Origin of the sequence: Vibrio sp. 1562, assembly GCF_033340155.1 — a bacterium.
GTDB lineage: Bacteria > Pseudomonadota > Gammaproteobacteria > Enterobacterales > Vibrionaceae > Vibrio > Vibrio alginolyticus.
Genome location: NZ_JAWOVY010000007.1, coordinates 106,139 through 131,953 on the forward strand (window position 1 = coordinate 106,139; position 25,815 = coordinate 131,953).

Consider the following 25,815-nt stretch of genomic DNA (forward strand, 5'->3'; position numbering starts at 1 on the left):
AGTTGAGTCTGCTTGCTTCGCTTTTCGCGCTTTGGCACGTGCAATCGCAGCAGCCACGGCGGCTTTTTTCGGATCGTCGGTTTGCTCAGTAGGTGCTTCAGCTTCTTCCGCTTCAGTTGAGTCTGCTTGCTTCGCTTTTCGCGCTTTGGCACGTGCAATCGCAGCAGCCACGGCGGCTTTTTTCGGATCGTTGGTTTGCTCAGTAGGTGCTTCAGCTTCTTCCGCTTCAGTTGAGTCTGCTTGCTTCGCTTTACGTGCTTTGGCACGTGCAATCGCAGCAGCCACGGCGGCTTTTTTCGGATCTTCGGTTTGCTCGGCAGGTGCGTCAGCTTCTTCCGCTTCGGTTGAGTCTGCTTGCTTAGCTTTGCGCGCTTTGGCTCGAGCAATTGCAGCGGCAACTGCGGCTTTTTTCGGATCGTCGGTTTGCTCAGCAGGTGCGTCAGCTTCTTCCGCTTCAGTTGAGTCTGCTTGCTTCGCTTTACGTGCTTTGGCACGTGCAATGGCAGCAGCAACCGCGGCTTTCTTCGGATCGCTGTCTTGCTGTGCAGACGTTTCCGATTCTACAGATTCAGTTGAATCTTCTTGTTGTGCTTTTTTCGCTTTAGCTCGGGCGATGGCGGCCGCAACTGCCGACTTTTTATCATCAGCGTTATTGTCTGGCGTTTCGCCTTGTTCTTTTTGCGCTTTCCGTTCGCGAGCAAGACGTTTGCGCTCTTCGCGCAGTTTTGCCATTTCTGAGTTATCAGGTTCACTAGAGCCTGCTTTAGCTGCTGCCGCTTGTTTCGCCTTCGCTTTGGCAATGGCTGCCGCTACGGCTGGTTTTACTGCTGGCTCTGTTTTTTCTGTGGTTTCTGTCTTTTGAGCTTTCACTCGTGCGATTGCTGCTGCTATCGCATCATCGCCGCCAGAAGACTTCATCTCTTTACGGCGCTGATCGGCAGCTTTCTTGAAGCGATTTTCACGTTCTGCTTTTTCGCGTTCCATACGCGCTTTTTTCTCTTCAAAACGCAGTTTTGCTCGCTCTGCAGCTTCCGCTTCTTGTGTTCTAGTTCTAATTTCTGCTTTCGCTTGGCGGTAGTACTGTACGAGCGGAATTTCACTTGGACATACAAACGCACAAGCGCCGCACTCGATACAATCCTTTAAGTTTAATTCTTCGAGTTTGTCATACTCTTCAGCTTTTGCATGCCATTGCAGTTGTTGAGGCAGCAGCGAAGCAGGGCACGCTTCTGCACATTGGCTACAGCGAATACATTCCATCTCATACTGGTGCGGAGAGATCTCACGACGAGTCGGAGCAAGGATACAGTTTGCTGTCTTGGTAATCGGCACTTGGGAGTGAGGAAGGGTAAAGCCCATCATTGGCCCACCCATAATTAAACGCTGTAACTTCTTATCTGCTTTATAGCCAAACTCATCCAACAGTGCTTGTACTGGTGTCCCTAATAATGCCCAAACGTTGCGTGGTTGTTTGAAGGTTTTACCAGTGAGAGTCACGATGCGTTTTATCATCGGCTCACCGTCGATGACTGCGCGTTTTATAGCGTAAAGAGAACCAACATTCTGAACCAAAATACCAATATCGGCTGGAATCGCGCCACTTGGCACTTCTTTATTGGTTAAAATTTTGATCAGCTGTTTTTCACCGCCAGAAGGGTATTTAGTTGGGATAACGCGAATAACGATATCTTTGTTTATAGCCGCAGCTTCTAGCGCTTTGATTGCTTCTGGTTTGTTGTCTTCAATGCCAATAATCGTGAGCTTTGGTGTCAGGATATGTTCGACAATTTCGATACCTTGAATAAGCTCTTCGGCATGTTCTTGCATGAGCTTGTCATCAGACGTGATGTATGGCTCGCACTCTGCTGCATTAACGATAAGAATCTCGGTACGAGCAAAACCTGATTGGATTTTTTTTGCAGTAGGGAAACCTGCGCCACCCATACCAGAAATACCAGCGAGACGAATAATATCAATCAGTGCGTCAGGGGTTTCTTGTTGGTAATCTGCGACGGGGTTTCTTTCACACCATGCATCTTTCCCATCAGGCGTGATGACTGCGCACAACTCACTTAACCCAGAAGGGTGCGCGACAGTTCGTGGCTCAATCGCGGTGAGCGTACCTGATGTTGGAGCATGCACTGGAACCGTAAAGCCGGTCTCCGATTGCGTTAATGGCTGACCTTTTAATACGTAGTCACCTTCGGCAACCAGTAGGTTACCCGCTTTACCAATGTGCTGTTTTAGCGGCAATACAATTTCTGACGGGATAGCCGCATGAGCGAGTTCAGTTTTGTTGGACTGCTTTTTATTTTCTGCCGGATGCACACCACCTGGGAAATCCCAAAGCGCGCCTGTACGAATTTGTTCAATCAAAGACAACATGTGAAACCTTACTTAATTGAATCTTTCACGTTCGCTGCATTGTCGGCAGCATCCGTAATGTTAAGTACCGGAATGGAGTGAAGTTGCCACTTCCAGCTTTCTGTGGTCGTTGCCACAGGAATCATTTCAATACAATCAGTCGGACATGGGGCAACACACAAGTCACAGCCCGTACATTCGTCTTTGATTACGGTATGGACCGCCTTTGTTCCGCCTACAATTGCATCCACCGGACACGCCTGAATACACTTAGTGCAGCCAATACACATGTCTTCATGAATAAACGCAACGGTTGGAATTTTGCTGTCGAGATCGTGCGCAGATTCTTCTGGCTCAACACCCATTAAGTCGGCGAGCTTTTCGATTGTTGCCTGACCACCAGGTGGACATTTGTTGATGTGGTCGCCATTTGCAATTGCTTCAGCATAAGGGCGGCAACCAGGGTAGCCACATTGACCGCATTGAGTTTGCGGTAAAATGGCGTCGATTTGATCCACAATAGGGTCCGCTTCAACTTTAAAGCGAATAGAAGCAAAACCAAGTATCGCGCCGAAAATCGCAGCCAGAACCGCTAACGCGATAATCGCAATTAAAATCGTACTCATCGCTTACTTCACCAAACCTGTAAAGCCCATAAAGGCGAGTGACATTAAACCTGCTGTAATCATTGCTATTGATGCACCTTTAAAAGGTACAGGAACGTCGGCGGCGGCTATGCGCTCTCGCATGGATGCAAAAAGTATCAACACCAATGAGAAACCAACAGCGGCGCCGAAGCCGTAGATGATCGATTCAATAAAGTTATGGTTTTCATTAATGTTAAGAAGTGCCACGCCCAATACTGCGCAGTTTGTTGTGATCAGCGGTAAGAAAATGCCAAGCAAGCGATAAAGCGTCGGGCTGGTTTTGTGCACAACCATTTCGGTGAACTGCACCACAACGGCTATCACCAAAATAAAACTCATGGTTCGAAGGTACTCAATACCCAGTGGACGAAGGATGTAGCTTTCCACTAAATACGCACACACTGACGCGAGCGTTAGCACAAAAGTTGTCGCTAAGCCCATACCTATTGCTGTTTCCAGTTTTTTGGACACGCCCATGAAAGGACATAGGCCCAAAAACTTCACCAGTACAAAGTTGTTCACCAGCACAGTGCCGACCAACAACAAAACATATTCGGTCATAGTTATTACGTTCTTAAAATCCGATCTTGATATTATCGTGTTTTGTGACACCAATAACAACCAGTGAACGATGTGGTTTTACATACACGATGGAAAAATAGTCGTCTAATTGATGTATTTTGATGAATCAATAAGAAATTGAATCGTTTGCTGAATGTATTGTTAGCGAGAGGATACTACCTATTAATTTTCATCTAATGTGTGATTTTAAAAAAAGCCCGCCTCTCCCAGGTAGAAAAGAGAGGCGGGCAACGCATATTTACAAGCTAATTATTTAAACTTTCTGAGTGCTTGATGGACTGTGTTTATATCTTACTTGTGAAGGTACGAGTGATGACGTCTTGCTGTTGCTCTGTCGTTAGAGAGTTAAAACGTACCGCATAACCAGACACTCGAATCGTCAACTGAGGGTATTTCTCTGGATGTTCAACCGCATCCAATAACATCTCTCGGTCCAGAACGTTGACGTTAAGGTGTTGACCACCTTCAATCGCAATGCCCTCGTTGCTTGCTTCGTGATGGAAGTAACCATCCATTAGCGCAGCTAGGTTCTTCTTCTGACTCAAGTCATCTTTACCCAATGCGCTCGGCACAATTGAGAAAGTGTAAGAAATACCATCTTTAGCGTAAGCAAACGGTAATTTAGAAACCGATGCCAGAGACGCAACCGCCCCTTTTTCATCACGACCGTGCATTGGGTTTGCACCCGGTCCAAAAGGCATACCTGCGCGACGGCCATCAGGTGTATTACCCGTTTTTTTACCGTAAACCACGTTAGATGTGATTGTTAAAATCGATTGAGTTGGCACTGCTTCGCGGTAGGTGTGCATCTTCTGAATTTTCTTCATGAAGCGCTCAACTAGATCACAAGCGATGTCATCAACACGGGCATCGTTGTTACCAAATTTTGGATAATCACCTTCGATTTCAAAATCAACGGCGATGCCATCTTCATCACGAACAGGCTTCACGGTCGCGTATTTAATTGCCGCCAAAGAGTCAGCGACAACAGACAGACCTGCAATACCACACGCCATGGTGCGGTGCACGTCGCGATCCATCAATGCCATCAGTGATGCTTCGTAGCTGTAACGGTCATGTGAGTAATGGATGATGTTCAACGCTGTGACGTATTGCGTTGCTAGCCACTCCAACATATTGTCGAAACGAGGCATCAAAGCGTCAAAGTCGAGAATTTCATCTTGAACTTTGTCCACTACCGGACCCACTTGCGCTTTCGATTTTTCATCGATACCACCATTGATGGTGTAAAGCAGTGCTTTTGCAAGGTTGGCACGTGCACCAAAGAATTGCATGTGCTGACCAACAACCTGCGGGCTCACACAACAGGCAATCGCGTAGTCGTCATTGTCGAAATCAGGACGCATTAGATCGTCGTTTTCGTATTGAACCGAAGAGGTATCAATCGACACTTTTGCAGCATATTGTTTGAACGCTTCAGGTAATTGCTCTGACCAAAGAATCGTCATGTTTGGCTCAGGAGCAGGGCCCATAGTATGTAGTGTATGTAAGTACCGGAATGTCGTTTTAGATACTAGCGTACGGCCATCAACGCCCATACCAGCCATGGCTTCGGTTGCCCAGATTGGGTCGCCAGAGAACAATGAATCGTATTCTGGTGTGCGTAGGAAGCGAACCATGCGTAGCTTCATGATGAAGTGGTCAATCATTTCTTGCGCTTGTGATTCATCAATCAAACCGTTTGCTATATCGCGTTCTAGATAGACGTCTAGGAAAGTCGAAGTACGGCCCAGTGACATTGCTGCGCCGTTTTGCGATTTAACCGCCGCTAGGTAGCCAAAGTAGGTAAATTGGATCGCTTCTTGTGCAGTTTTTGCAGGTAGCGACATATCAATGCCGTATTTCAGACCCATTTGACGAATGTCTTCAAGCGCTTGAACTTGATCAGCTATTTCTTCGCGAAGACGAAGTGTTTTCTCAAGATCGTTGCCTTGTTCTAAGAACGTTTGTGTTGAGTTGTATTGCTCTTTTTTGTCTGCTTTTAAGAAGTCGATACCGTATAGGGCGAGACGACGATAGTCACCAATGATACGACCACGGCCATAGGCATCAGGAAGGCCCGTGATGATGCCTGATTTACGACAGGCTAGAATTTCTTGGGTGTAAAGGTCGAAACACGCTTTGTTGTGAGTTTTACGGTATTCAGTGAAGATTTTTTCAACCGTTGGATCTAGCTCGCGGCCATAAACTTCGCACGAGTTTTTTACCATGCGAATCCCGCCATTGGCGATGATTGCACGTTTTAGCGGTTGATCAGTTTGTAAGCCAACGATCTTTTCCAGATCTTTGTTGATGTAGCCTGCATCGTGGGAAGTGATTGTTGAGGGCAAGTCTGTGTCAAAATCAATAGGGGCGTGTGTGCGGCTTTCTTGTTTTATGCCTTCAAGCACTTGGTTCCATAACGCTGAAGTGGATTCGCTAACTTCAGCTAAGAAAGTCTCGTCTCCCTCATAGGGTGTATAGTTTTTTTGGATGAAGTCACGAGTGTTGACAGAGTTTTGCCATTCACCAGCAGTAAATCCAGCCCATGCATCTAGCATGTCAGTTGTCGGAATAGTCATAAGTAAATCCCTAAGTTATTGATAATTAGAATGGAGGCGACGAGTAGGACGGAACCATTCTTAACCCTTTTAATCGTATGGATTTATTTATTATGAGTAAAATGAATGCTTTTCATTTTTTTAATGATTAAATTGCATTAATAATAGATTCAACTATTTACGATTGTGTTTTGCTAGAAAAGAGACAGAATTAAATGTGTGGTGCTGTGAGAACACTATCTATGACAATGTTATGAGTTCTGTAATTTGAACTTATTTCGGTGTGATTTTATGGCGCCTAGATTGGCTTAGATTTCATGGCGATTAAGATACAAAAAAGCCGTGTCTTGCGACACGGCTTTTCTATAATCTGGCTCCTCCTGCTGGGCTCGAACCAGCGACCTGCGGATTAACAGTCCGTCGCTCTACCAACTGAGCTAAGGAGGAATTGCTTTGCTTGAAAGCGGGAAGAATCTTACCGAGCACTCAAACTACTGTCAACAGTAAAAAAATACATTTTTAGCAAAAAATATTGATTTAAGGGCTTTACTTTTCTGTATGGCTTGCCAGTAAAGGCTCGAGGTTAGTTATCCACTAAATTTGTGGATAAGTATGTTGATGAGATCTGGGTAAAGAAAATTAATATGCAACTAAGTTTTTATTTAATGAGTTTTTAGTCGGAGTTATGCGTAAAATAAGCAAATAAAACAGAGATTTATCGATGTTAATCAAAAGGTATTCAAAGTGGATAAAAATCAATCTTTTGGGGATAAGAAAGTTTTAAGCTAATTTTTGGGGAAAAGTTGTGGAAACTATAATGTAAAGAATGTGTGTAGCTCTTCAACTAGGGCGAAGTACTATATCAGAGTCACTTTTGTATGGCTATAGCATTCTAGACAAACAAGAAAATTTATTAACAATGATGGTTAAATTCTCGATAGACGTAGATTTCATTAGCTAAGGTGTATATATATACAGCCAAAGCGCAGTAAAATTGAGGAAGGGTATGAGTAAAGTCTATGAATTGGTCTCCGATTATCAGCCATCGGGCGATCAACCAGGAGCGATCAATCAGTTGCTTGAGGGGCTCGATGCTGGGCTAGCACATCAAACCTTGTTGGGGGTCACAGGCTCAGGTAAAACCTTCACACTAGCGAATGTGATTGCTCAAGCCCAACGACCTGCAATATTACTTGCGCCAAACAAAACGCTTGCTGCTCAGTTATATGGTGAGATGAAGTCATTCTTTCCTAATAATGCGGTTGAGTATTTTGTTTCTTACTACGATTACTACCAACCTGAAGCATACGTTCCCACAACAGATACTTTCATTGAAAAGGACGCTTCGGTTAACGCCCACATTGAGCAAATGCGACTGTCTGCCACTAAAGCTTTATTGGAACGGAAAGACGCTATTATCGTTGCTTCGGTTTCAGCTATCTATGGTTTGGGTGATCCGGAATCCTACTTACAAATGATGCTTCATTTGCGACGTGGAGATGTGATTGATCAGCGTGATATGCTTCGTCGCCTAGCGGAGCTCCAATACTCGCGCAATGATGTTGCTTTTGAGCGAGGGCAGTTCCGTGTCCGTGGCGAGGTGATTGATATATTCCCTGCTGAATCAGACCAAGACGCTGTGCGCGTTGAGATGTTTGACGATGAGGTGGATTGCATCAGTGTGTTCGACCCATTGACAGGCGTGGTCAAACAACGAGACTTGCCGCGCTATACCATCTATCCCAAGACGCACTATGTGACGCCAAGAGATCGCATTCTTGAAGCGATTGAAAATATTAAAGTCGAACTAGAAGTGCGCAAAAAGCAGCTTCTAGATAACAACAAGCTACTGGAAGAGCAGCGAATTAGCCAGCGCACTCAATTCGATATCGAAATGATGAATGAGTTGGGCTTTTGCTCCGGTATCGAAAACTATTCTCGTTATCTCAGTGGACGCTCGGAAGGTGAGCCGCCACCAACCCTGTTTGACTACTTACCTCATGATGGCTTGTTGATCATCGATGAATCTCACGTGACAGTACCGCAGATAGGTGCCATGTATAAAGGCGACCGTTCGCGTAAAGAAACGCTGGTGGAGTTTGGTTTCCGGTTACCTTCAGCTTTGGATAATCGTCCACTGAAGTTTGAGGAGTTTGAAGCACTAGCGCCACAAACGATTTTCGTCTCTGCTACTCCTGGAAATTACGAACTAGAAAAATCGGCGGGTGATGTAGCGGATCAAGTCGTTCGTCCTACAGGCTTGCTTGACCCTGAGTTGGAAGTTCGCCCAGTAGCGACCCAAGTCGACGACCTATTGTCTGAGATCCGTATTCGCGCTGCTAAAGATGAGCGAGTTCTGGTTACAACACTGACCAAACGAATGGCTGAAGATCTCACCGAATACCTTCACGAACATGATGTTAAGGTACGTTATTTACACTCAGACATTGATACTGTTGAGCGTGTGGAAATTATCCGTGACCTTCGCCTTGGAGAATTTGACGTGCTGGTGGGAATCAACTTATTGAGAGAGGGCCTGGATATGCCAGAGGTCTCGTTAGTTGCAATTTTGGATGCGGATAAAGAGGGCTTCTTGCGGTCTGAACGCTCACTCATTCAGACCATTGGTCGTGCTGCACGAAACATCGAAGGTAAGGCGATTTTATACGCTGACCGAATCACCAACTCAATGAAAAAGGCGATGGATGAAACTAACCGTCGTCGCGAGAAGCAGGAAGCGTACAACGAAGAAATGGGTATTTCGCCACAAGCGCTCAAACGAAATATCAAAGACATCATGGAACTTGGCGATATCACTAAGTCTAAACGCCAGCGTAACACTAAACAGGTACCATTATCGAAAGTGGCGGAGCCTTCGCAAACTTACGAGGCACTGTCCCCTCAGCAGCTAGAAAAAGAAATCAGTCGACTGGAGGCGGCGATGTATCAGCATGCGCAAGATTTAGAATTTGAGTTAGCGGCACAAAAGCGTGACGAGATTGAAAAACTACGAGCGCAGTTCATCGCAAATAGTTGAACAAACTTACCGATTTAGCTATCTAAGCATTTTAGGTCGCTTGTAAAAAAAAAGAAGCCAATAGGCAGTCGGGTCTATTGGCTTGTTTTGTGAACATATCGTTCACTAACAACGTCAGTTGGCTAGGTGACCCGAGGGGTCACTATCGTTACAGCATGGTTTGTGCCACTTTTTAAATAATTGATATTATTTTTGAATTTTTTCCTTTGCTCATAATTTAGCTAATGTTATTTGCAAAATGCAAAGCGTAATGCGATTATTGTTTAAAACACAACAAAATAATAGCTAGGTTATGCAACAAAAACCCGAAGGCCCAAAGTCTCGTTACCTTTTAATGGTCGAGGACACCGCATCTGTTGCGGCTCTGTACCGCTCATACCTGACACCGCTTGGCATAGATATCAATATTGTCGGCACAGGTAGGGATGCCATTGAGAGCCTAAATCATCGAATTCCAGATCTTATTTTACTCGATCTCCGTCTGCCAGATATGACGGGGATGGACGTTTTACATGCCGTTAAAAAGAGTCATCCCGACGTACCTATAATCTTTATGACCGCTCACGGTTCTATCGATACCGCTGTCGAGGCCATGCGTCATGGCTCACAAGACTTTTTAATCAAACCGTGTGAAGCAGACCGTTTACGTGTCACGGTTAACAATGCCATTCGTAAAGCGACCAAACTAAAAAATGAAGCCGATAATCCAGGTAATCAGAGCTATCAGGGGTTTATCGGCAGTAGCCAAACCATGCAGCAGGTTTACCGTACGATAGATTCAGCTGCGAGCAGTAAAGCGAGTATTTTTATCACTGGTGAAAGTGGTACTGGTAAAGAGGTATGTGCCGAGGCTATTCACGCAGCAAGTAAACGAGGTGACAAACCTTTTATTGCAATTAACTGTGCTGCAATTCCAAAAGATTTGATTGAGAGTGAACTGTTTGGTCACGTAAAAGGGGCCTTTACTGGCGCTGCGAATGATCGTCAAGGGGCAGCTGAGTTAGCGGATGGCGGCACACTTTTTCTAGATGAGCTTTGTGAGATGGACTTGGATTTACAAACCAAGTTGCTACGATTTATTCAAACGGGCACATTCCAAAAAGTGGGTTCCTCAAAAATGAAGAGCGTGGATGTGCGCTTTGTGTGTGCCACTAACCGTGACCCATGGAAAGAGGTGCAAGAAGGTCGATTCCGTGAAGATTTGTACTATCGTTTGTATGTCATTCCTTTGCATTTACCGCCTTTACGCGAACGAGGCGAAGATGTTATTGAAATTGCATACTCACTGTTAGGTTACATGTCACACGAAGAAGGAAAAAGCTTCATACGTTTTGCGCCTGATGTCATCGAGCGATTCAACAGCTATGAGTGGCCGGGTAACGTTCGTCAGTTACAAAACGTGCTACGCAATATCGTTGTTCTAAACAACGGTAAAGAGATTACGTTGGACATGTTACCGCCACCGTTGAATCAACCGCTTGACCGTCCGTCGTCTGTGGCTAAATTAATTGAGCCGAAAGCGATGACCGCATCTGAGATTATGCCATTATGGATGACGGAAAAAATGGCAATCGAGCAAGCGATTGAAGCATGTGATGGCAATATTCCTCGAGCGGCGGGATACCTTGATGTCAGTCCGTCGACGATTTACCGCAAGTTACAGGCATGGAACGGCAAGGAAGAGCGGCAAAAAGTATGAGTGTAAATGTATTAAATCAGCAAAAAATAGATGAACTGTCGATGGAAATTGGCAGTGACAACGTACCTGTACTGTTCGATATCTTCCTAGGAGAAATGGATACCTATATCGAGAACTTATCCCAACTACAGGGGGCAGAGCGATTAGCTTACTCAAAAGAAATCAGCCACGCGTTGAAAAGTAGTGCTGCGAGCTTTGGGGCAGATCGCCTTTGTGAACTGGCGATGTCCATAGACAAAAAAGCGAAAGCCGGTGAGTTAACTGCGGAGTCTGAGGTGTTAGAGGTTATGTTCGATCTTTTGCACGAAACTCGAGATGCTTATCGCTCTTGGCGACAGTAGCTATTTATTCCTATTAACCATTTTTCTTAGTAAACATCTGTTCTTACTGGATGCCTGAACTAAAACCCTTCGATGACAGAAGGGTTTTCATTATCAATAAACAACTTAAAAGAGGGCGCTAGTCAGGTAACGTGCTCCTAGATAGAAAGTTGTAGCTGATTTTCAATCGCTAGTTTGAGCTTGTTTCTATCGTGACGCCAGTCTCGGTTAGAGGAGGCGAGTGACTCCGTCACTACATTCCATTGACTTAAGACGTCTTGCTCGGTTTTCTCTGTTAGAACCACGTCTATTTTTCTTCCTTGGCAGGCACGTTCACACCATTCTAATTTTTGAGCCATCGTCATTCTTCCTGCTGGGCCGTATTCTGGACTCAGGTTAGCAACAAAAATGACTTTTGCTTTTGTGTTTGCTGCAATCGCTTTGCCGAGTTCAGGCAGCAATAAAGGAGGCATGATACTAGTTAAAAAACTGCCAGGGCCAAGAATAATCGCGTCCGCTTCCGCCAAAGCTGTGATGGCTTCTTTGGTAGCAGGTACTTCTGGTGAAAGATCCAAACGTCGCAAGTCTGCTTTCATTTCGTCGACATTTGTTTCTCCCGTAACCCACTTCCCATCTACGGATAACGCGGAAAGATCCGAAGGGTGTTCGGACATAGGAAGGATGTTAACGTCGACTTTTAACATATTGCGAATCAGATTAATGGCATCTAAAGGTCTGACCGATAAGTTATCGAGTGCAGTAAGCATCAAATTACCAAGATTATGACCATCAAGTTCGCCAGTGCCTTTGAAGCGATATTCAAACATCATAGAACTGATCGAAGGCTCTGTAATGAGCTGATTAATACAGTTACGTGTGTCTCCCCAAGCGATTCCTCCTTGGCAGTGACGAATTCTTCCTGTTGAACCACCATTGTCAGTCGTGGCAACAATCCCAGTTGCATTGCTGCCAAAATCTCGTAATGCGGCCAGCATTCGACCTAAGCCATGACCACCGCCAACAGCGACCACTTTTTTATCTGTGTAGATATTCATTATGTTCTTCTAATAATCTAATAAAAAACGGCTACAATTTATCTTAAGGAGTGTCTTAAAGGTACTCACTTAGCGGTAAATTGTGTCTCTAGAGAGTTTTTTATCACTCAAGTCTGGATTCCATTACAAATATTAAGTATTTTACACCGCAAAGCTATCAGAGATTTCATATCTCTGGTTGCCATAACTCCGAGCTCACTATTGCTAAGTCCTTGGATAAGCGTTTTGAGCCAGTGGCATACTGTCACAAGGGCATGATTGGAAATGGCCATGCCTCCCGTGTTTGGAAAGGTGTTCCGTGGCGCAACAATTCGAAGACAAATTTCATCGTAAGTTTTATTACTTGCGTCTGTCTGTGACCGACGTATGTAATTTCAAATGTACCTATTGCCTTCCTGATGGCTATAAGCCTTCGGGCAATAAAAACTCGTCTTTTTTATCTCTCCCTGAAATCAAACGGGTCGTAAAAGCATTCGCTGATTGTGGCACGTCAAAAGTGCGCATCACTGGTGGTGAGCCTAGCTTACGCAAAGATTTTACCGACATTATCCATTCAGTAGCGGCGACGCCTGGCATTCAAAAAGTTGCAACGACAACCAATGGCTATCGCATGGCAAAACAAGTCGCAGATTGGCGTGAAGCGGGTTTAACCCACATTAATGTCAGTGTGGATAGCCTTGACCCGCGTATGTTTCATCAAATCACAGGTGAAAATAAGTTTACTGAAGTCATGAATGGTATCGAACGTGCGTTCGAGGTCGGTTATGAGCAAGTAAAAGTTAATGTGGTGTTGATGAAAGATCTGAACCATCACGAGCTGCCAGCGTTTCTTAACTGGATAAAAGATCGTCCAATCCAACTGCGTTTCATTGAGTTGATGCAAACGGGTGAGATGGATGAGCTATTTAATAAGCACCATGTATCCGGAGTGGCAATTCGTAACCAGCTAATTGCAAATGGTTGGTTGCTGAAAGTACGCTCGCATAATGATGGTCCTGCGCAAGTATTTGTTCATCCTGATTACAAGGGTGAAATAGGTCTTATCATGCCTTATGAAAAAGACTTTTGTGAAAGCTGCAACCGACTGCGCGTTTCTGCGATGGGTAAGCTGCACCTATGTCTGTTTGGAGACTACGGTGTAGAATTGCGTGATCTTTTGGAACGTGATGAGCAAGAGAGTGAGCTTATTGAACGTATCCAGGCGCAGTTACAAACCAAGTCGGTAAGCCATTTCTTGCATGATGGCAATACTGGTATGACGCCACACCTCGCGTCTATCGGCGGCTAACTTCATTCAACTTTTAGAGCGAGCTTAGTGATAAGCTGGCTCTAACTTTTTCCGAATCGATACCAAGCGTATCAAAGCTAATTAAGAGAATAGGTGAACAAATGGGTCACGCTGAAAGCAAATTCCAACCTGCAAATATTGCCGTTCTAACGGTATCTGACACTCGTACTGAAGAAAACGATACCTCTGGTCGTTACCTAGCTGAGCATGCTCAAGAAGCGGGTCACAACGTAGTAGACAAGCAAATTGTTATTGATGACATGTACAAGATCCGCGCGATTGTTTCTCAATGGATTGCTGATGAAAGCGTACAAGCGATCATGATTACTGGCGGTACAGGTTTCACCTCACGTGATAGCACGCCAGAAGCACTTAAGCCTCTATTTGATAAAGAAGTTGAAGGTTTTGGTGAGTTGTTCCGTATGGTGTCGTACGAAGAGATCGGTACGTCTACGATTCAGTCTCGTGCGATTGCTGGTTTTGCTAACCACACCGTGATCTTCGCAATGCCAGGTTCAACTGGTGCGTGCCGCACAGGCTGGACAAAAATTATTAAACAGCAGTTGGATGCAAGTCATCGCCCTTGTAACTTCATGCCACACCTATCTGTATAACCTTTCCTAAAAGCGAAGGAAAAACAATGACCCAATTTACACATATCAATGCTTCTGGCGAAGCAAACATGGTTGACGTGTCAGCAAAAACGGAGACGGTTCGTGAAGCTCGTGCTGAAGCATTTGTTCACATGGCCCCAGAAACACTTCAACTGATTGTCTCTGGCCAGCACCATAAAGGTGATGTATTTGCGACGGCTCGTATTGCTGGTATTCAAGCTGCGAAGAAAACCTGGGATTTGATTCCACTTTGTCATCCGCTACTACTCTCTAAAGTTGAAGTTCAACTGGAAGCTATCGAAGCAGAGAACAAAGTTCGCATCGAATCAGTATGTAAACTTGCGGGTAAAACTGGTGTGGAAATGGAAGCGCTCACGGCAGCTTCCGTTGCTGCTCTAACGATTTACGATATGTGTAAAGCAGTACAAAAAGACATGGTCATTGGTCAAGTTCGTCTATTAGAGAAAACGGGTGGTAAATCTGGTCACTTTAAGGTGGAATCATGATTAAAGTACTTTTCTTTGCTCAAACTCGCGAGCTGATTGGCATCGACAGTGTTGAGTTAGACGGGCCGTTTGAAACGGTTGAATCAATTCGTGCACATCTAGTGGAAGAAGGCACTGAGAAAGATGGCAAGTGGGATTTAGCGCTCGAGCCAGGAAAGCTACTTGCTGCAGTGAACCAATCTATCGTCCCTCTGGATACACAAGTAAAAGCAGGTGATGAAGTTGCGTTTTTCCCGCCGGTAACTGGGGGTTAAGATGGATTCTCGTGTTTCTGTACAAATTGAAGACTTTTCGGTTGAGCAAGAATATCAACGTCTATCTGAAGGGACGGCTGCTGGCGCTGTCGTTACATTCGTTGGTAAAGTTCGAGATATGAACCTTGGGGATAATGTGATTGGTTTACATCTAGAGCACTATCCGGGGATGACAGAGAAGAGCTTGAGCGACATTTGTGATCAAGCTGAGTCTCGCTGGCCACTATTAGGTGTACGCGTGATTCATCGCGTCGGAGACATGGATAGCGGTGATCAAATTGTATTTGTGGGCGTTTCCAGTGCGCACCGCGGCGCGGCATTTGATGCGTGCGAGTTCATCATGGATTATCTGAAAACCCAAGCACCATTTTGGAAAAAAGAGCGTACGACGAATGAAGATCGTTGGGTTGAGTCGCGCGACACCGATCATCAAGCTGCACAGCGTTGGGAAAAATAGAACTAACCCGCATTCTAGTGAAAAAAGCTAAGTGCTAATGGTACTTAGCTTTTTTTGTATTTATCTTCATTGTATTGCTCACTTTGTTTCAATATTTCCTATCTTTTGTCTGGTGATATTCTTCACAATAAAAGTTTTTTGCCCAATATATAAACAATTATTTGTTAGACTTGATTTGTCATAAATGTTAAATGATGTGTAAATATCTAGCATAAGATGCTAGTAAATGGTTTAAACTCAGATTAATCGAAAGTTTCGCCTGTTAAATGTCGCTTCTGGTCTTTATTTGGCTGGTGAATGCTTTGGGGTTAGAGTTTACTGCTAGATATGTGTGGTTTAGTCAGCATTATTGGTTTTTTTGCTACATTTTTATGGCAAATTACTTCAATGATTGCTAATGTGTGCCGCAGTCTTTGTAAGGTTTTAGACTTTTGTGCTCAGAAAGTGCACTAAAAAAATCTAAAACTCTGACCGTTCCAGGCCCTTACAAAGAAGTCATGGATGCTAACGAAAAAATTTGGAGTTTTACGCATGTATAAGAATAAAATCACGCGCGCTTTATTTATTGGTGCTGGTCTTTCTCTCGCTCTAGCTGGTTGTGGTGAAAAGCCTGCGGAGAAACAAGCTGCTGAGCCTGCTCCGGCTCCAGCCCCTGAAGCTAAATCTGATTCTAAAGAGCCAAAACTTGCTGCTGTTCAAGAATTGGTGCGTGGTAACGGTACAGAAGTTGCGACAATAGACCCTCATAAATCTCAAGGTGTTCCAGAATCCCACGTGATTCGCGATCTTCTTGAAGGCCTTGTAAACCAAGATGCGGACGGTAACACTATCCCTGGTGTTGCAGAATCTTGGGAAACTGAAGACAACAAAACATACACTTTCCACTTACGTGAAGACGCAAAATGGTCAAACGGTGATCCTGTCACTGCAGGTGATTTCGTTTACAGCTTCCAACGTGCAGTCGATCCAGCAACCGCCTCTCCATATGCTTGGTACATGGAATACACCAAGATGAAGAACGCAAAAGACATTGTTGCGGGTAAAAAAGATAAGAGCGAGTTAGGTGTTAAAGCGGTTGACGACCACACGTTAGTGGTTGAGTTAGATACTGCAGTACCATATTTTGTAATGATGATGGGCCACACGACAGTGAAACCTGTTCATCAAGCAACTGTTGAAAAGTTCGGCGATCAATGGACGAAGCCAGAGAACTTTGTAGGTAACGGTGCTTATGTTGTTGACAACTGGGTTGTAAACGAGCGTTTGGTTCTAAAACGTAACGAACAGTACTGGGACAACGAAAACACGACGCTTGACCAAGTTACTTTCCTACCAATCGAGAACCAAGTAGCGGAAATGAACCGCTTCCTAGCGGGTGAAATCGACTTCACGAATGAGCTGCCTACAGAGCACTTCAAGCGTCTGAAGAAAGAGCACCCACAAGAAGTGTCTGTAACCGGTAACTTATGTACTTACTACTACATCTTCAATACGAAGAAAAAGCCGTTTGATGATGTTCGTGTGCGTAAAGCGATTTCTTATGCGATTGACCGTAACATTGTGACCGATGCGATTTTAGGTCAAGGTCAAAAGCCAGCTTACTTCCTAACACCTGAAATTACGGCAGGTTTCAACCCAGAAATTCCTGCATACGGCAAAATGACGCAAGAAGAGCGTAACGCAGAAGCTGCGCGTCTATTGGAAGAAGCGGGTTACGGCGCAGACAACCCTCTTGAATTTAACCTTCTATACAATACATCAGAGAACCACAAGAAACTTGCGGTTGCACTGGGTTCAATGTGGAAGAAGACACTTGGTCTAGATGTTACGCTAGAAAACCAAGAGTGGAAAACTTACCTATCTACCAAAGATTCTGGCAACTTTGAGGTTGCTCGTGCAGGTTGGTGTGGCGACTACAACGAAGCTTCATCTTTCCTAACGCTGATGATGAGTAATAACACTACTGGTGGTATTCACTACGACAGCAAAGAGTACGATGCGATCATGAACAAAGCATTTGCTTCAACTTCTGACGAAGAGCGCCAAGCACTTTACCTAGAAGCAGAGAAGTTGATGGCAAAAGATATGCCAATCGCACCTATCTACCAGTACGTGAAATCACGTCTACTATCACCGAAAGTTGGTGGCTTCCCAGTAAATAACGCGGAAGACAAGATTTACTCTAAAGATCTCTACATCACAGAGTAATTCGTAACTCGATAGAACTATAAAAATGAGGCTCTACATGTGAGAAATTGCATGTAGCGCCTATCTTTAGTCCAAAAGAATTGGACGACTTCTTTAATTTAACTGTCACAGACTGAAAGAGTGAGTTTATGCTTAAATTCATCGCAAAAAGGATATTTGAGGCGATCCCAACAATGTTGGTTTTGATCACCGTATCTTTCTTTCTTATGCGCTTTGCACCGGGAAACCCTTTCTCTACAGAGCGTCCATTGCCACCCGAAGTAATGGCAAATATCGAAGCTAAATATGGCTTGGATAAACCTGTATTTGAACAATACACCACGTATTTGACCAATGTTATCCAAGGTGATTTCGGACCGTCATTTAAATACCTTGATTACTCAGTAAACGAGCTGATCGCGGTTGCCTTACCTGTTTCGGCTAAAGTGGGCTTCATCGCCTTTATCTTTACTTTGATAATGGGGGTTACCGTCGGTACCATTGCTGCGCTCAAGCAAAATACTTGGATTGATTACACCATTATGTCGACTGCGATGCTTGGTGTCGTTATGCCATCCTTTGTATTAGCGCCTGCGCTTATCTACATATTCTCGCTTCATTGGAATATCTTCCCTGCGGGCGGTTGGCAAGATGGTAGCTGGCAGTATTTAGTGCTTCCTGTTATTGGTATGTCGCTACTGTATGTTGCTACCTTTGCTCGTATCACGCGTGGTTCGATGATCGAAACCCTAAACAGTAACTTTATTCGTACGGCACGTGCTAAAGGTTTAAGTTATCGTTACATCATTATCAAACACGCTCTTAAGCCGGCACTTCTCCCTGTTGTTTCTTACATGGGCCCAGCTTTCGTAGGTATCATCACCGGTTCCGTTGTTATCGAAACCATTTTTGGTCTGCCTGGTATTGGTAAACTATTCGTTAACGCTGCATTTAACCGTGACTACTCGCTAGTAATGGGGGTAACCATTCTGATTGGTTTCCTATTTATTCTATTCAACGCGATTGTAGATATTTTACTTGCAATGATTGACCCGAAAATTCGCTACTAACAGGGACGTTTGGTTATGTTAACGAAAAAAGAAAACCTAGAAGCGATTGAGAAATTCTCCGAAAACTTGGAGATTGAAGGTCGCAGTCTTTGGCAAGATGCTCGTATCCGTTTCATGCGCAACAAAGCGGCGATGGTGAGCTTATTCCTTCTTATTCTAATGACGTTGGCGGTTATTATCCTGCCAATGATCGCACCGTACACATTTGATGATACTGACTGGTACGCGATGCACGTTGCACCGAATGCTGACCATTGGTTTGGTACTGACAGCTTAGGCCGTGATTTATACGTGCGTACGCTAATTGGAGGTCGTATTTCGTTGATGGTAGGTGTTATGGGTGCATTTGTAGCGGTACTGATTGGTACGCTCTACGGCGCAGCATCTGGTTTCATCGGCGGTAAAGTTGACCGCGTAATGATGCGTATTCTAGAAATTTTATACGCGGTACCGTTTATGTTCCTGGTGATTGTACTGGTAACATTCTTCGGTCGTAACATCATGCTGATCTTCGTTGCGATTGGTGCTATCGCATGGCTAGATATGGCGCGTATCGTACGTGGTCAGACTCTTAGTCTACGTAGCAAGGAGTTTATCGAAGCGGCACATGTGTGTGGTGTAAGCAACTGGAAAATCATTACTCGTCATATCGTACCGAACGTACTGGGTATTGTAGCGGTATACTCTACGCTGCTTATCCCAAGTATGATTCTAACGGAATCATTCCTATCATTCCTTGGTCTTGGTGTTCAGGAACCAATGACAAGTTGGGGCGCTCTTCTACAAGAAGGTGCACAGACAATGGAAGTAGCAATCTGGCAGCTGGCATTCCCAGCAGTGTTCATGGTTGTGACGCTATTCTGCTTCAACTACGTTGGTGACGGCCTGCGCGATGCGCTGGATCCAAAAGACAGATAATTAAAAGATAAGATTAAGGAAGCAATGATGAGCTTATTAGATGTCAAAGATCTGCGCGTCGAATTCACCACGCAAGATGGTATCGTAACCGCAGTAAACGATTTGAACTTCTCTCTCAACCAAGGCGAAACCTTAGGTATCGTTGGAGAGTCGGGATCAGGTAAATCTCAAACCGTATTCGCAATCATGGGCCTTTTGGCTAAGAATGGTATTATTTCTGGTAGCGCAAAGTTTGAAGGCAAAGAAATCCTAAACTTACCAGAAAAAGAACTGAACAAAGTGCGTGCGGAACAGATCGCAATGATCTTCCAAGACCCAATGACATCACTGAACCCTTACATGAAAGTCAGTGATCAGTTGATGGAAGTGCTTATGCTGCACAAAGGCATGGGCAAAGCGGAAGCATTTGAAGAATCAGTACGCATGCTGGAAGCGGTAAAAATCCCTGAAGCGCGTAAGCGTATCACGATGTACCCGCATGAGTTTTCAGGCGGTATGCGTCAGCGTGTAATGATCGCGATGGCGTTGTTATGTCGTCCTAAACTGCTTATAGCCGATGAGCCAACAACAGCACTTGATGTGACGGTACAAGCACAGATCATGGACTTGTTGAATGAGCTGAAATCTGAGTTCAACACAGCGATCATCATGATCACTCACGACCTTGGTGTGGTTGCAGGTTCGTGTGACAAGGTGCTGGTGATGTATGCAGGCCGTACCATGGAGTACGGCAACGTAAACGAAATTTTCTACAATCCAAGCCATCCTTATGCGGAGGGGCTGCTGAAGGCGATTCCTCGCCTCGATACTGAGGGTGAAATTCTGCCGACCATTCCTGGTAATCCACCAAACTTGCTTCGTCTACCGCCGGGCTGCCCTTATCAAGAGCGCTGTCACCGTGTGATGGATCGTTGTAAGCGCGAGGCGCCAATTCTGACACCATTTGGTGATGGTCGTCAGCGTGCATGTTTTTCTGAATGGGAGGCTTGGAACAAATGAACGCAGTAGACAAAAAACTAATTCTGGACATTTCTGAGCTGAAAGTTCACTTCAGCATTGCCTCAAAGTCGGCATGGCCGTGGTCAAAGCCTTCGAGCCTGAAAGCGGTAGATGGCGTGAACGTTCGACTATACGAAGGGGAAACGCTTGGTGTAGTAGGTGAATCAGGTTGTGGCAAATCGACGTTTGCTCGTGCCATCATTGGTCTGGTTGAAGCTACTGACGGCCAAGTAGTTTGGTTGGGTCAAGACCTTACTAAAATGAAAAGCGTTCAGCGCCGTGAGACGCGTAAAGAAATTCAGATGATTTTCCAAGACCCATTGGCATCGCTGAATCCGCGTATGACTGTTGGTGATATCATTGCTGAACCTCTTGAGACATTCTATCCAGAACTGTCTAAGCAGGAAGTGAAAGATCGCGTTAAAGAGATGATGGCGAAAGTTGGCCTATTACCTAACGTGATTAACCGTTACCCACACGAGTTCTCGGGTGGTCAGTGTCAGCGTATCGGGATAGCGCGTGCGCTTATCCTTAAGCCTAAGATGATCATTTGTGACGAGCCAGTATCGGCGCTTGATGTATCTATTCAAGCTCAGGTGGTTAACCTACTTAAAGAGATTCAAAAAGAGTTAGGGCTTTCTCTGGTATTCATTGCGCATGACTTGTCTGTCGTTAAACACATTTCAGATCGCGTTTTAGTTATGTATTTAGGTAATGCCGTGGAACTTGGCGAGGCCGAGGCTCTGTTTGCTGATCCTAAGCACCCATATACGCGTGCGCTAATGTCTGCGGTTCCGATCCCGGACCCGGATATTGAGCGCAATAAGAAAATCCAAATGCTAGAGGGTGATCTTCCTTCACCTATCAACCCACCGTCGGGTTGTGTATTCCGCACTCGTTGCCCACAAGCAACCGAAGAGTGTGCGAAGACAAAGCCAACCATTTTAGGTAATGACGTTCACGCGGTATCTTGTTTACACGTTAGTGTATAAATTCAGCCTGTGACGGGCTTAAGCGCGACACCTTCATCGGGTCGCGCTTTTTTTATGTGTCTGATTTATACATTCGAATTTCTTGAACATGATGTCCTAAGTTCGATGATTCTCTGTTTGATAGGAAACGCTAATATAGACACAAACAGAACGAGAGGAGAGCAATCATGGGTAAGTTGGTTGAAGGTGTTTGGCAAGATGTCTGGTATGACACAAAATCAAATGGTGGCAAATTTGTGCGCGAAGATGCCGGATTCCGTAACTGGGTTAAAAACGACCCTGATGCGGAGTTTACACCAGAGTCCGGTCGATACCATTTGTATGTCTCTCTTGCTTGTCCGTGGGCACATCGAACCCTCATTTTCCGCAAGCTGAAAGGTTTAGAACCACATATTGATGTCACGGTCGTTTGCCCTGATATGCTCAGCCAAGGTTGGCAAATGGGGCTTCCTGAGCCATTGTTTGGTCACACGCGCATGTATCAAATTTACACGCAGGCCAAACCCGATTACACGGGCCGCGTAACCGTGCCTGTACTTTGGGATAAAAAGACCAATACTATTGTGTCAAACGAGTCGTCAGAGATCATTCGCATGTTCAATTCGGAATTCAATGCGTTAACAGGGAATCACGACGACTACTATCCAGAACATCTAAAACACGTTATTGATGAGTGGAACGATTTTGTTTATCCGAATGTCAACAACGGAGTGTATCGTTGTGGCTTCGCGACTACACAAGAGGCGTATGAAGAAGCGTTTGATTCTTTGTTTAATGCGTTAGATAAAATCGATGCTCACCTAGCGACGCATCGTTACTTAGCAGGGAACACAATTACTGAGGCGGATTGGCGTTTGTTTACGACTCTTATTCGTTTTGATGCGGTGTATGTGGGGCATTTCAAGTGTAACAAGCAGCGCATCGCAGACTACGAAAATATACAAGGCTACTTAAAAGAGTTGTATCAAGTTGAAGGCGTCGAAGACACGACGGATTTCTATCACATTAAACGCCACTACTACTTCAGCCACACTGGGATTAATCCGACGCAAGTTGTACCAAAAGGGCCTGATTTAGACCTAAATACTCCTCATGGAAGAGAAAGGATTGGCTAGTTTGCTGCTTCCATCGCAAATGAAAAAGTACTTAACGGTTAGCAATGCCGTTAAGTACTTTTGTGTCATCTAAATACCGGGAGTAGGAGTTTACTTTTTCATTCATCGTCACCTTACTTAGCGCGTACGATGTCCATCACTAGCTTTCCGTCCACTTTTACAGGACCGTCCTCTTTAGCGCCGAGCGTATACTCAAACACACCAGTCTTCATGCCACCTTTCTCTCCGTGGACCATTAACATCAGCATATCGCCTGATTCTACTGGTTCCATCAAAATTGCATTTACGTTTTCATTCTTTCCCATTTTTAACGGAGCGTAGCCGATAACAGGACCAGGCTTCATTGATTCGTCTGTTCGGTGGACAACCATCCACCCATTGTCATCAGCATGAGCCATTTCAGCGGTCACCGTTCCTCCGGACATATCTTGATCGACGCCTTTAATACTCGGGGCGGAAAAGCTGAATGAAGAAAAACTAATCAGAAACGCAGCTAAACCAAACTTTATCAGTGATGTATTGATGAAATCCTTCATATATATTCCTTAGCAGTCAATGAGTTTGTGCATTGCAGTAGCTTTTACGTATTTCCTAGCAAAAAAGTTTAGCTAAAACGTAAATAATGCCGATAAATTGAACAGGGACCGTGCTGCTTTGGAGCCAATGCATTTTGGGGAGTGGGTCAATCGGTGTAAGAACAAGCACGAGCAATGTCGATTAGGTATGGGGGCGATAGGGAGAAAAGCTTTGTGCACCAGTAATTATAGGTTGTGCAGTGATTGGTATAAAAAACAAATAAGTGTTCTGGCCAGCAATAGAAAAAGCCCTCGACGAATCGAGGGCTTTGTATCTATATCCAACTAGATGTCAGAAGCGATTATTTAGCTTCTTGGTCTGCTTGGATAGCTGTTAGAGCGATGGTGTACACGATGTCGTCTACTAGCGCGCCACGAGACAAGTCGTTTACAGGTTTACGCATACCTTGCAGCATTGGACCGATAGATACTAGGTCAGCTGAACGTTGTACCGCTTTGTAAGTCGTGTTACCCGTGTTTAGGTCTGGGAATACAAATACTGTCGCTTTACCTGCAACTGGAGAGTTTGGTGCTTTAGAAGCAGCAACGTTTTCCATAATAGCAGCGTCGTACTGTAGAGGACCGTCAATGATAAGATCAGGACGTTTCTCTTGAGCCAGTTTTGTTGCTTCACGTACTTTATCAACGTCTGCACCCTTACCAGATTCACCAGTAGAGTAAGAGATCATTGCAACGCGTGGTTCGATACCGAATGCTGCTGCAGAGTCAGCAGATTGGATAGCGATTTCAGCAAGCTGTTCAGCAGTTGGATCTGGGTTGATTGCACAGTCACCGTAAACCAGTACTTGATCAGGCAGAAGCATGAAGAATACTGAAGATACGATAGACGCATTTGGTGCCGTCTTGATGATTTGGAACGGAGGAACGATAGTGTTCGCCGTAGTGTGAACAGCACCAGAAACTAGGCCGTCAACTTCGTCGTTCTCAAGCATCATTGTGCCTAGGAATACTGAATCTTGTAGCTTCTCACGAGCCACAACTTCAGTCATGCCTTTCGCACCGCGCAACTCAACTAGGCGAGCAACGTAGTTTTCACGAACAGCATCTGCATCAATGATGGTTACACCAGTACCTAGCTCAACGCCTTGTTGAGCCGCTACGCGACGGATTTCATCTGGGTTACCTAGAAGTACACAGTCTGCAATGCCGCGTTCAGCACAGATCGCTGCTGCTTTAACTGTGCGTGGTTCGTCACCTTCTGGAAGAACGATACGCTTACCTGCTTTACGAGCAAGTTCAGTTAGCTGGTAACGGAACGCTGGTGGGCTTAGACGACGAGACTTCTGAGTGCCTTCAGTCATAGACTCGATCCAGTTACCGTCGATGTGGCCAGCAACGTGTTCGTTGATGAACTCGATACGCTCTTTATCGTCTGCAGGTACTTCGATGCTGAAGCTCTGCAGGTTTAGAGACGTTTGCCAAGTGTTACCTTGTGCTTTGAAGATAGGTAGACCAGTGTCGAATGCTGGTTTACATAGGCCTTCGATTTCGCTAGGGATATCGTAACCGCCAGTTAGCAGTACTGCACCAATATCCACACCGTTCATTGCAGCAAGAGAAGCAGCAACGATAACATCAGGACGGTCTGCAGAAGTAACAAGTAGAGAACCCGGTTTGAAGTGCTCAATCATGTTTGGCAGAGAACGTGCACAGAAAGTGATGCTCTTGATGCGACGAGTGTTGATGTCACCTTCGTTGATGATATCTGCTTTCAGGTGCTTAGCCATGTCGATTGCGCGAGTCGCAATCAGATCAATACTCCATGGCACACAACCTAGTACACGAATTGGAGAAGTGTTGAAAATTTCCATCACTTTCAATTCGTTTTGTTTTGCGCTGTCTGCATCGTCAAAGATTTCAGATAGGTCAGGGCGAGTACGGCCAGCTTCGTCAACAGGAGCGTTTAGCTTGTTGATGATAACACCAGAGATGTTTTTGTTTTTAGTGCCGCCGAAGTTAGAACATGCTACTTCGATACGCTCTTTCAGTTGCGCAGGGTTATCAGTACCTGGAGTCGCAACTAGCACGATTTCTGCACCAAGTGTTGCCGCGATTTCCGCGTTTACTTGGTTTGCAAATGGGTGCTTACGAGTAGGTACAAGACCTTCGATTAGCGTAACGTCTGCGTCTTTGTTGATTTGGTTGTAACGTTCAACAACGGTTTCTAGCAGCTCGTCCATGTTGTCGTTACCGATTAGGCTTTCAGCAACAGACATCGCCATTGGTTCACCGATCTTCATATCGCTGTTACGACCAACGATAGTTGAAGTCAGATCTGGCTGATCACCACCTGAACGTGGCTGACAGATTGGCTTGTAGAAAGAAACTTTAACGCCTTTACGCTCCATAGCGCGAAGAACACCCATGCTAACGCTTGTTAGGCCAACGCCTGCGCTAGTAGGGATAAGCATAATAGTACGAGACATTCGTAGAGTACCTTTAGCTATTTGGGGGATAAAAGCTCAACTCTTATTCCATGAAGCTCGAAGAATAGGAGTTGAGCCCCTAAGAAATTCGTTTGAATGAAAATCTGGCTAGCCGAGTGGCTAGCCAG

At 45.0% G+C, this 25,815-nt stretch carries 21 protein-coding genes, 1 tRNA gene and 1 riboswitch; of the genes, 14 read left to right on the plus strand and 8 right to left on the minus strand.

The window, feature by feature from the left end:
- The 5 genes from rsxC to R7Z49_RS09845 form a co-directional block, all read right to left on the minus strand.
- The coding region (gene rsxC / locus R7Z49_RS09825; protein WP_318111594.1) for an electron transport complex subunit RsxC at positions 1-2,385 on the minus strand (2,385 nt) is incomplete at its 3' end.
- A gap of 8 nt (positions 2,386-2,393) precedes the next feature.
- Positions 2,394-2,990, minus strand: coding sequence for an electron transport complex subunit RsxB (gene rsxB, locus R7Z49_RS09830; RefSeq protein WP_005380760.1), 597 nt, complete (start codon positions 2,988-2,990; stop codon positions 2,394-2,396).
- 3 nt (positions 2,991-2,993) lie between these two features.
- Positions 2,994-3,572: an electron transport complex subunit RsxA gene (gene rsxA, locus R7Z49_RS09835; protein ID WP_005380762.1), complete on the minus strand. Its 579-nt coding sequence runs from the start codon at positions 3,570-3,572 to the stop codon at positions 2,994-2,996.
- Between the two features lie 305 nt (positions 3,573-3,877).
- On the minus strand, positions 3,878-6,175 hold the full coding sequence (pflB, locus tag R7Z49_RS09840; RefSeq protein WP_053349610.1) for a formate C-acetyltransferase: 2,298 nt from the start codon (positions 6,173-6,175) through the stop codon (positions 3,878-3,880).
- Positions 6,176-6,525: 350 nt separating this feature from the next.
- Positions 6,526-6,601 (minus strand) — tRNA-Asn (locus tag R7Z49_RS09845).
- A 559-nt stretch (positions 6,602-7,160) separates the two neighbouring features.
- Here R7Z49_RS09845 and uvrB point away from each other — a divergent pair.
- The 3 genes from uvrB to luxU all read left to right on the plus strand — a co-directional run bounded on the left by uvrB (position 7,161) and on the right by luxU (position 11,231).
- Complete coding sequence (uvrB, locus tag R7Z49_RS09850) at positions 7,161-9,191, plus strand: excinuclease ABC subunit UvrB (RefSeq protein WP_017636056.1); 2,031 nt, start codon at positions 7,161-7,163, stop codon at positions 9,189-9,191.
- Positions 9,192-9,483: 292 nt separating this feature from the next.
- Positions 9,484-10,890 carry a quorum-sensing sigma-54 dependent transcriptional regulator LuxO gene (gene luxO / locus R7Z49_RS09855; RefSeq protein ID WP_005380768.1) on the plus strand — a complete coding sequence of 469 codons (1,407 nt, stop codon included), beginning with the start codon at positions 9,484-9,486 and terminating at the stop codon, positions 10,888-10,890.
- On the plus strand, positions 10,887-11,231 hold the full coding sequence (luxU, locus tag R7Z49_RS09860) for a quorum-sensing phosphorelay protein LuxU (RefSeq protein WP_005380770.1): 345 nt from the start codon (positions 10,887-10,889) through the stop codon (positions 11,229-11,231). The genes luxO and luxU overlap by 4 nt, the downstream gene beginning before the upstream one ends.
- 137 nt (positions 11,232-11,368) lie before the next feature.
- Here the strand turns inward: luxU and R7Z49_RS09865 are convergent, their stop codons facing one another.
- Positions 11,369-12,265 (minus strand): YvcK family protein, encoded by an 897-nt coding sequence (locus tag R7Z49_RS09865; protein WP_017821373.1) that lies wholly within the window; start codon positions 12,263-12,265, stop codon positions 11,369-11,371.
- A gap of 175 nt (positions 12,266-12,440) precedes the next feature.
- Positions 12,441-12,575, plus strand: a riboswitch (molybdenum cofactor riboswitch).
- Here R7Z49_RS09865 and moaA point away from each other — a divergent pair.
- The 11 genes from moaA to R7Z49_RS09920 all read left to right on the plus strand — a co-directional run bounded on the left by moaA (position 12,564) and on the right by R7Z49_RS09920 (position 22,665).
- Positions 12,564-13,553, plus strand: a complete 990-nt coding sequence (gene moaA, locus R7Z49_RS09870) for a GTP 3',8-cyclase MoaA (RefSeq protein ID WP_005380776.1) — start codon at positions 12,564-12,566, stop codon at positions 13,551-13,553. (Overlaps the previous riboswitch by 12 nt.)
- A 101-nt stretch (positions 13,554-13,654) precedes the next feature.
- A complete protein-coding gene (moaB, locus tag R7Z49_RS09875; protein ID WP_005388935.1) occupies positions 13,655-14,167 on the plus strand; it encodes a molybdenum cofactor biosynthesis protein B in 513 nt (170 codons plus the stop codon).
- Positions 14,168-14,193: 26 nt separating this feature from the next.
- Positions 14,194-14,673: a cyclic pyranopterin monophosphate synthase MoaC gene (gene moaC, locus R7Z49_RS09880; RefSeq protein WP_005380779.1), complete on the plus strand. Its 480-nt coding sequence runs from the start codon at positions 14,194-14,196 to the stop codon at positions 14,671-14,673.
- The gene (gene moaD, locus R7Z49_RS09885; RefSeq protein ID WP_017636051.1) at positions 14,670-14,927 is read left to right on the plus strand and encodes a molybdopterin synthase sulfur carrier subunit; all 258 of its coding nucleotides are present in this window, start codon (positions 14,670-14,672) and stop codon (positions 14,925-14,927) included. The genes moaC and moaD overlap by 4 nt, the downstream gene beginning before the upstream one ends.
- Position 14,928: 1 nt before the next feature.
- The gene (moaE, locus tag R7Z49_RS09890; protein WP_017821374.1) at positions 14,929-15,384 is read left to right on the plus strand and encodes a molybdopterin synthase catalytic subunit MoaE; all 456 of its coding nucleotides are present in this window, start codon (positions 14,929-14,931) and stop codon (positions 15,382-15,384) included.
- 531 nt (positions 15,385-15,915) lie between these two features.
- The gene (locus R7Z49_RS09895) at positions 15,916-17,592 is read left to right on the plus strand and encodes an ABC transporter substrate-binding protein (protein ID WP_017633862.1); all 1,677 of its coding nucleotides are present in this window, start codon (positions 15,916-15,918) and stop codon (positions 17,590-17,592) included.
- A gap of 128 nt (positions 17,593-17,720) precedes the next feature.
- Positions 17,721-18,641, plus strand: a complete 921-nt coding sequence (gene oppB / locus R7Z49_RS09900) for an oligopeptide ABC transporter permease OppB (protein WP_005380786.1) — start codon at positions 17,721-17,723, stop codon at positions 18,639-18,641.
- A 15-nt stretch (positions 18,642-18,656) separates the two neighbouring features.
- A complete protein-coding gene (oppC, locus tag R7Z49_RS09905) occupies positions 18,657-19,559 on the plus strand; it encodes an oligopeptide ABC transporter permease OppC (RefSeq protein ID WP_005380790.1) in 903 nt (300 codons plus the stop codon).
- A gap of 27 nt (positions 19,560-19,586) precedes the next feature.
- On the plus strand, positions 19,587-20,558 hold the full coding sequence (locus R7Z49_RS09910) for an ABC transporter ATP-binding protein (protein WP_005380792.1): 972 nt from the start codon (positions 19,587-19,589) through the stop codon (positions 20,556-20,558).
- Positions 20,537-21,550, plus strand: a complete 1,014-nt coding sequence (gene oppF / locus R7Z49_RS09915; RefSeq protein ID WP_005387265.1) for a murein tripeptide/oligopeptide ABC transporter ATP binding protein OppF — start codon at positions 20,537-20,539, stop codon at positions 21,548-21,550. The genes R7Z49_RS09910 and oppF overlap by 22 nt, the downstream gene beginning before the upstream one ends.
- 167 nt (positions 21,551-21,717) lie before the next feature.
- Entirely contained in the window at positions 21,718-22,665 is a 948-nt protein-coding gene (locus tag R7Z49_RS09920; RefSeq protein ID WP_042523110.1) for a glutathione S-transferase family protein, read from the plus strand.
- Between the two features lie 113 nt (positions 22,666-22,778).
- On the opposite strand, the gene R7Z49_RS09925 is transcribed toward R7Z49_RS09920, so the two are convergent.
- Both R7Z49_RS09925 and pta read right to left on the minus strand, forming a co-directional pair.
- Positions 22,779-23,201 carry a hypothetical protein gene (locus R7Z49_RS09925; protein WP_005380804.1) on the minus strand — a complete coding sequence of 141 codons (423 nt, stop codon included), beginning with the start codon at positions 23,199-23,201 and terminating at the stop codon, positions 22,779-22,781.
- A 341-nt stretch (positions 23,202-23,542) separates the two neighbouring features.
- Complete coding sequence (pta, locus tag R7Z49_RS09930) at positions 23,543-25,687, minus strand: phosphate acetyltransferase (RefSeq protein ID WP_005380805.1); 2,145 nt, start codon at positions 25,685-25,687, stop codon at positions 23,543-23,545.
- Positions 25,688-25,815: the final 128 nt, after the last annotated feature.

What these genes read in the sequence shown, in the direction of transcription:
- rsxB (WP_005380760.1), bottom strand. Translation starts at nt 2,990, where the DNA reads ATGAGTACGATTTTAATTGCGATTATCGCGTTAGCGGTTCTGGCTGCG.
- rsxA (WP_005380762.1), bottom strand. Translation starts at nt 3,572, where the DNA reads ATGACCGAATATGTTTTGTTGTTGGTCGGCACTGTGCTGGTGAACAAC.
- pflB (WP_053349610.1), bottom strand. Translation starts at nt 6,175, where the DNA reads ATGACTATTCCGACAACTGACATGCTAGATGCATGGGCTGGATTTACT.
- uvrB (WP_017636056.1), top strand. Translation starts at nt 7,161, where the DNA reads ATGAGTAAAGTCTATGAATTGGTCTCCGATTATCAGCCATCGGGCGAT.
- luxO (WP_005380768.1), top strand. Translation starts at nt 9,484, where the DNA reads ATGCAACAAAAACCCGAAGGCCCAAAGTCTCGTTACCTTTTAATGGTC.
- luxU (WP_005380770.1), top strand. Translation starts at nt 10,887, where the DNA reads ATGAGTGTAAATGTATTAAATCAGCAAAAAATAGATGAACTGTCGATG.
- R7Z49_RS09865 (WP_017821373.1), bottom strand. Translation starts at nt 12,265, where the DNA reads ATGAATATCTACACAGATAAAAAAGTGGTCGCTGTTGGCGGTGGTCAT.
- moaB (WP_005388935.1), top strand. Translation starts at nt 13,655, where the DNA reads ATGGGTCACGCTGAAAGCAAATTCCAACCTGCAAATATTGCCGTTCTA.
- moaC (WP_005380779.1), top strand. Translation starts at nt 14,194, where the DNA reads ATGACCCAATTTACACATATCAATGCTTCTGGCGAAGCAAACATGGTT.
- moaD (WP_017636051.1), top strand. Translation starts at nt 14,670, where the DNA reads ATGATTAAAGTACTTTTCTTTGCTCAAACTCGCGAGCTGATTGGCATC.
- moaE (WP_017821374.1), top strand. Translation starts at nt 14,929, where the DNA reads ATGGATTCTCGTGTTTCTGTACAAATTGAAGACTTTTCGGTTGAGCAA.
- R7Z49_RS09895 (WP_017633862.1), top strand. Translation starts at nt 15,916, where the DNA reads ATGTATAAGAATAAAATCACGCGCGCTTTATTTATTGGTGCTGGTCTT.
- oppB (WP_005380786.1), top strand. Translation starts at nt 17,721, where the DNA reads ATGCTTAAATTCATCGCAAAAAGGATATTTGAGGCGATCCCAACAATG.
- oppC (WP_005380790.1), top strand. Translation starts at nt 18,657, where the DNA reads ATGTTAACGAAAAAAGAAAACCTAGAAGCGATTGAGAAATTCTCCGAA.
- R7Z49_RS09910 (WP_005380792.1), top strand. Translation starts at nt 19,587, where the DNA reads ATGAGCTTATTAGATGTCAAAGATCTGCGCGTCGAATTCACCACGCAA.
- oppF (WP_005387265.1), top strand. Translation starts at nt 20,537, where the DNA reads ATGGGAGGCTTGGAACAAATGAACGCAGTAGACAAAAAACTAATTCTG.
- R7Z49_RS09920 (WP_042523110.1), top strand. Translation starts at nt 21,718, where the DNA reads ATGGGTAAGTTGGTTGAAGGTGTTTGGCAAGATGTCTGGTATGACACA.
- R7Z49_RS09925 (WP_005380804.1), bottom strand. Translation starts at nt 23,201, where the DNA reads ATGAAGGATTTCATCAATACATCACTGATAAAGTTTGGTTTAGCTGCG.
- pta (WP_005380805.1), bottom strand. Translation starts at nt 25,687, where the DNA reads ATGTCTCGTACTATTATGCTTATCCCTACTAGCGCAGGCGTTGGCCTA.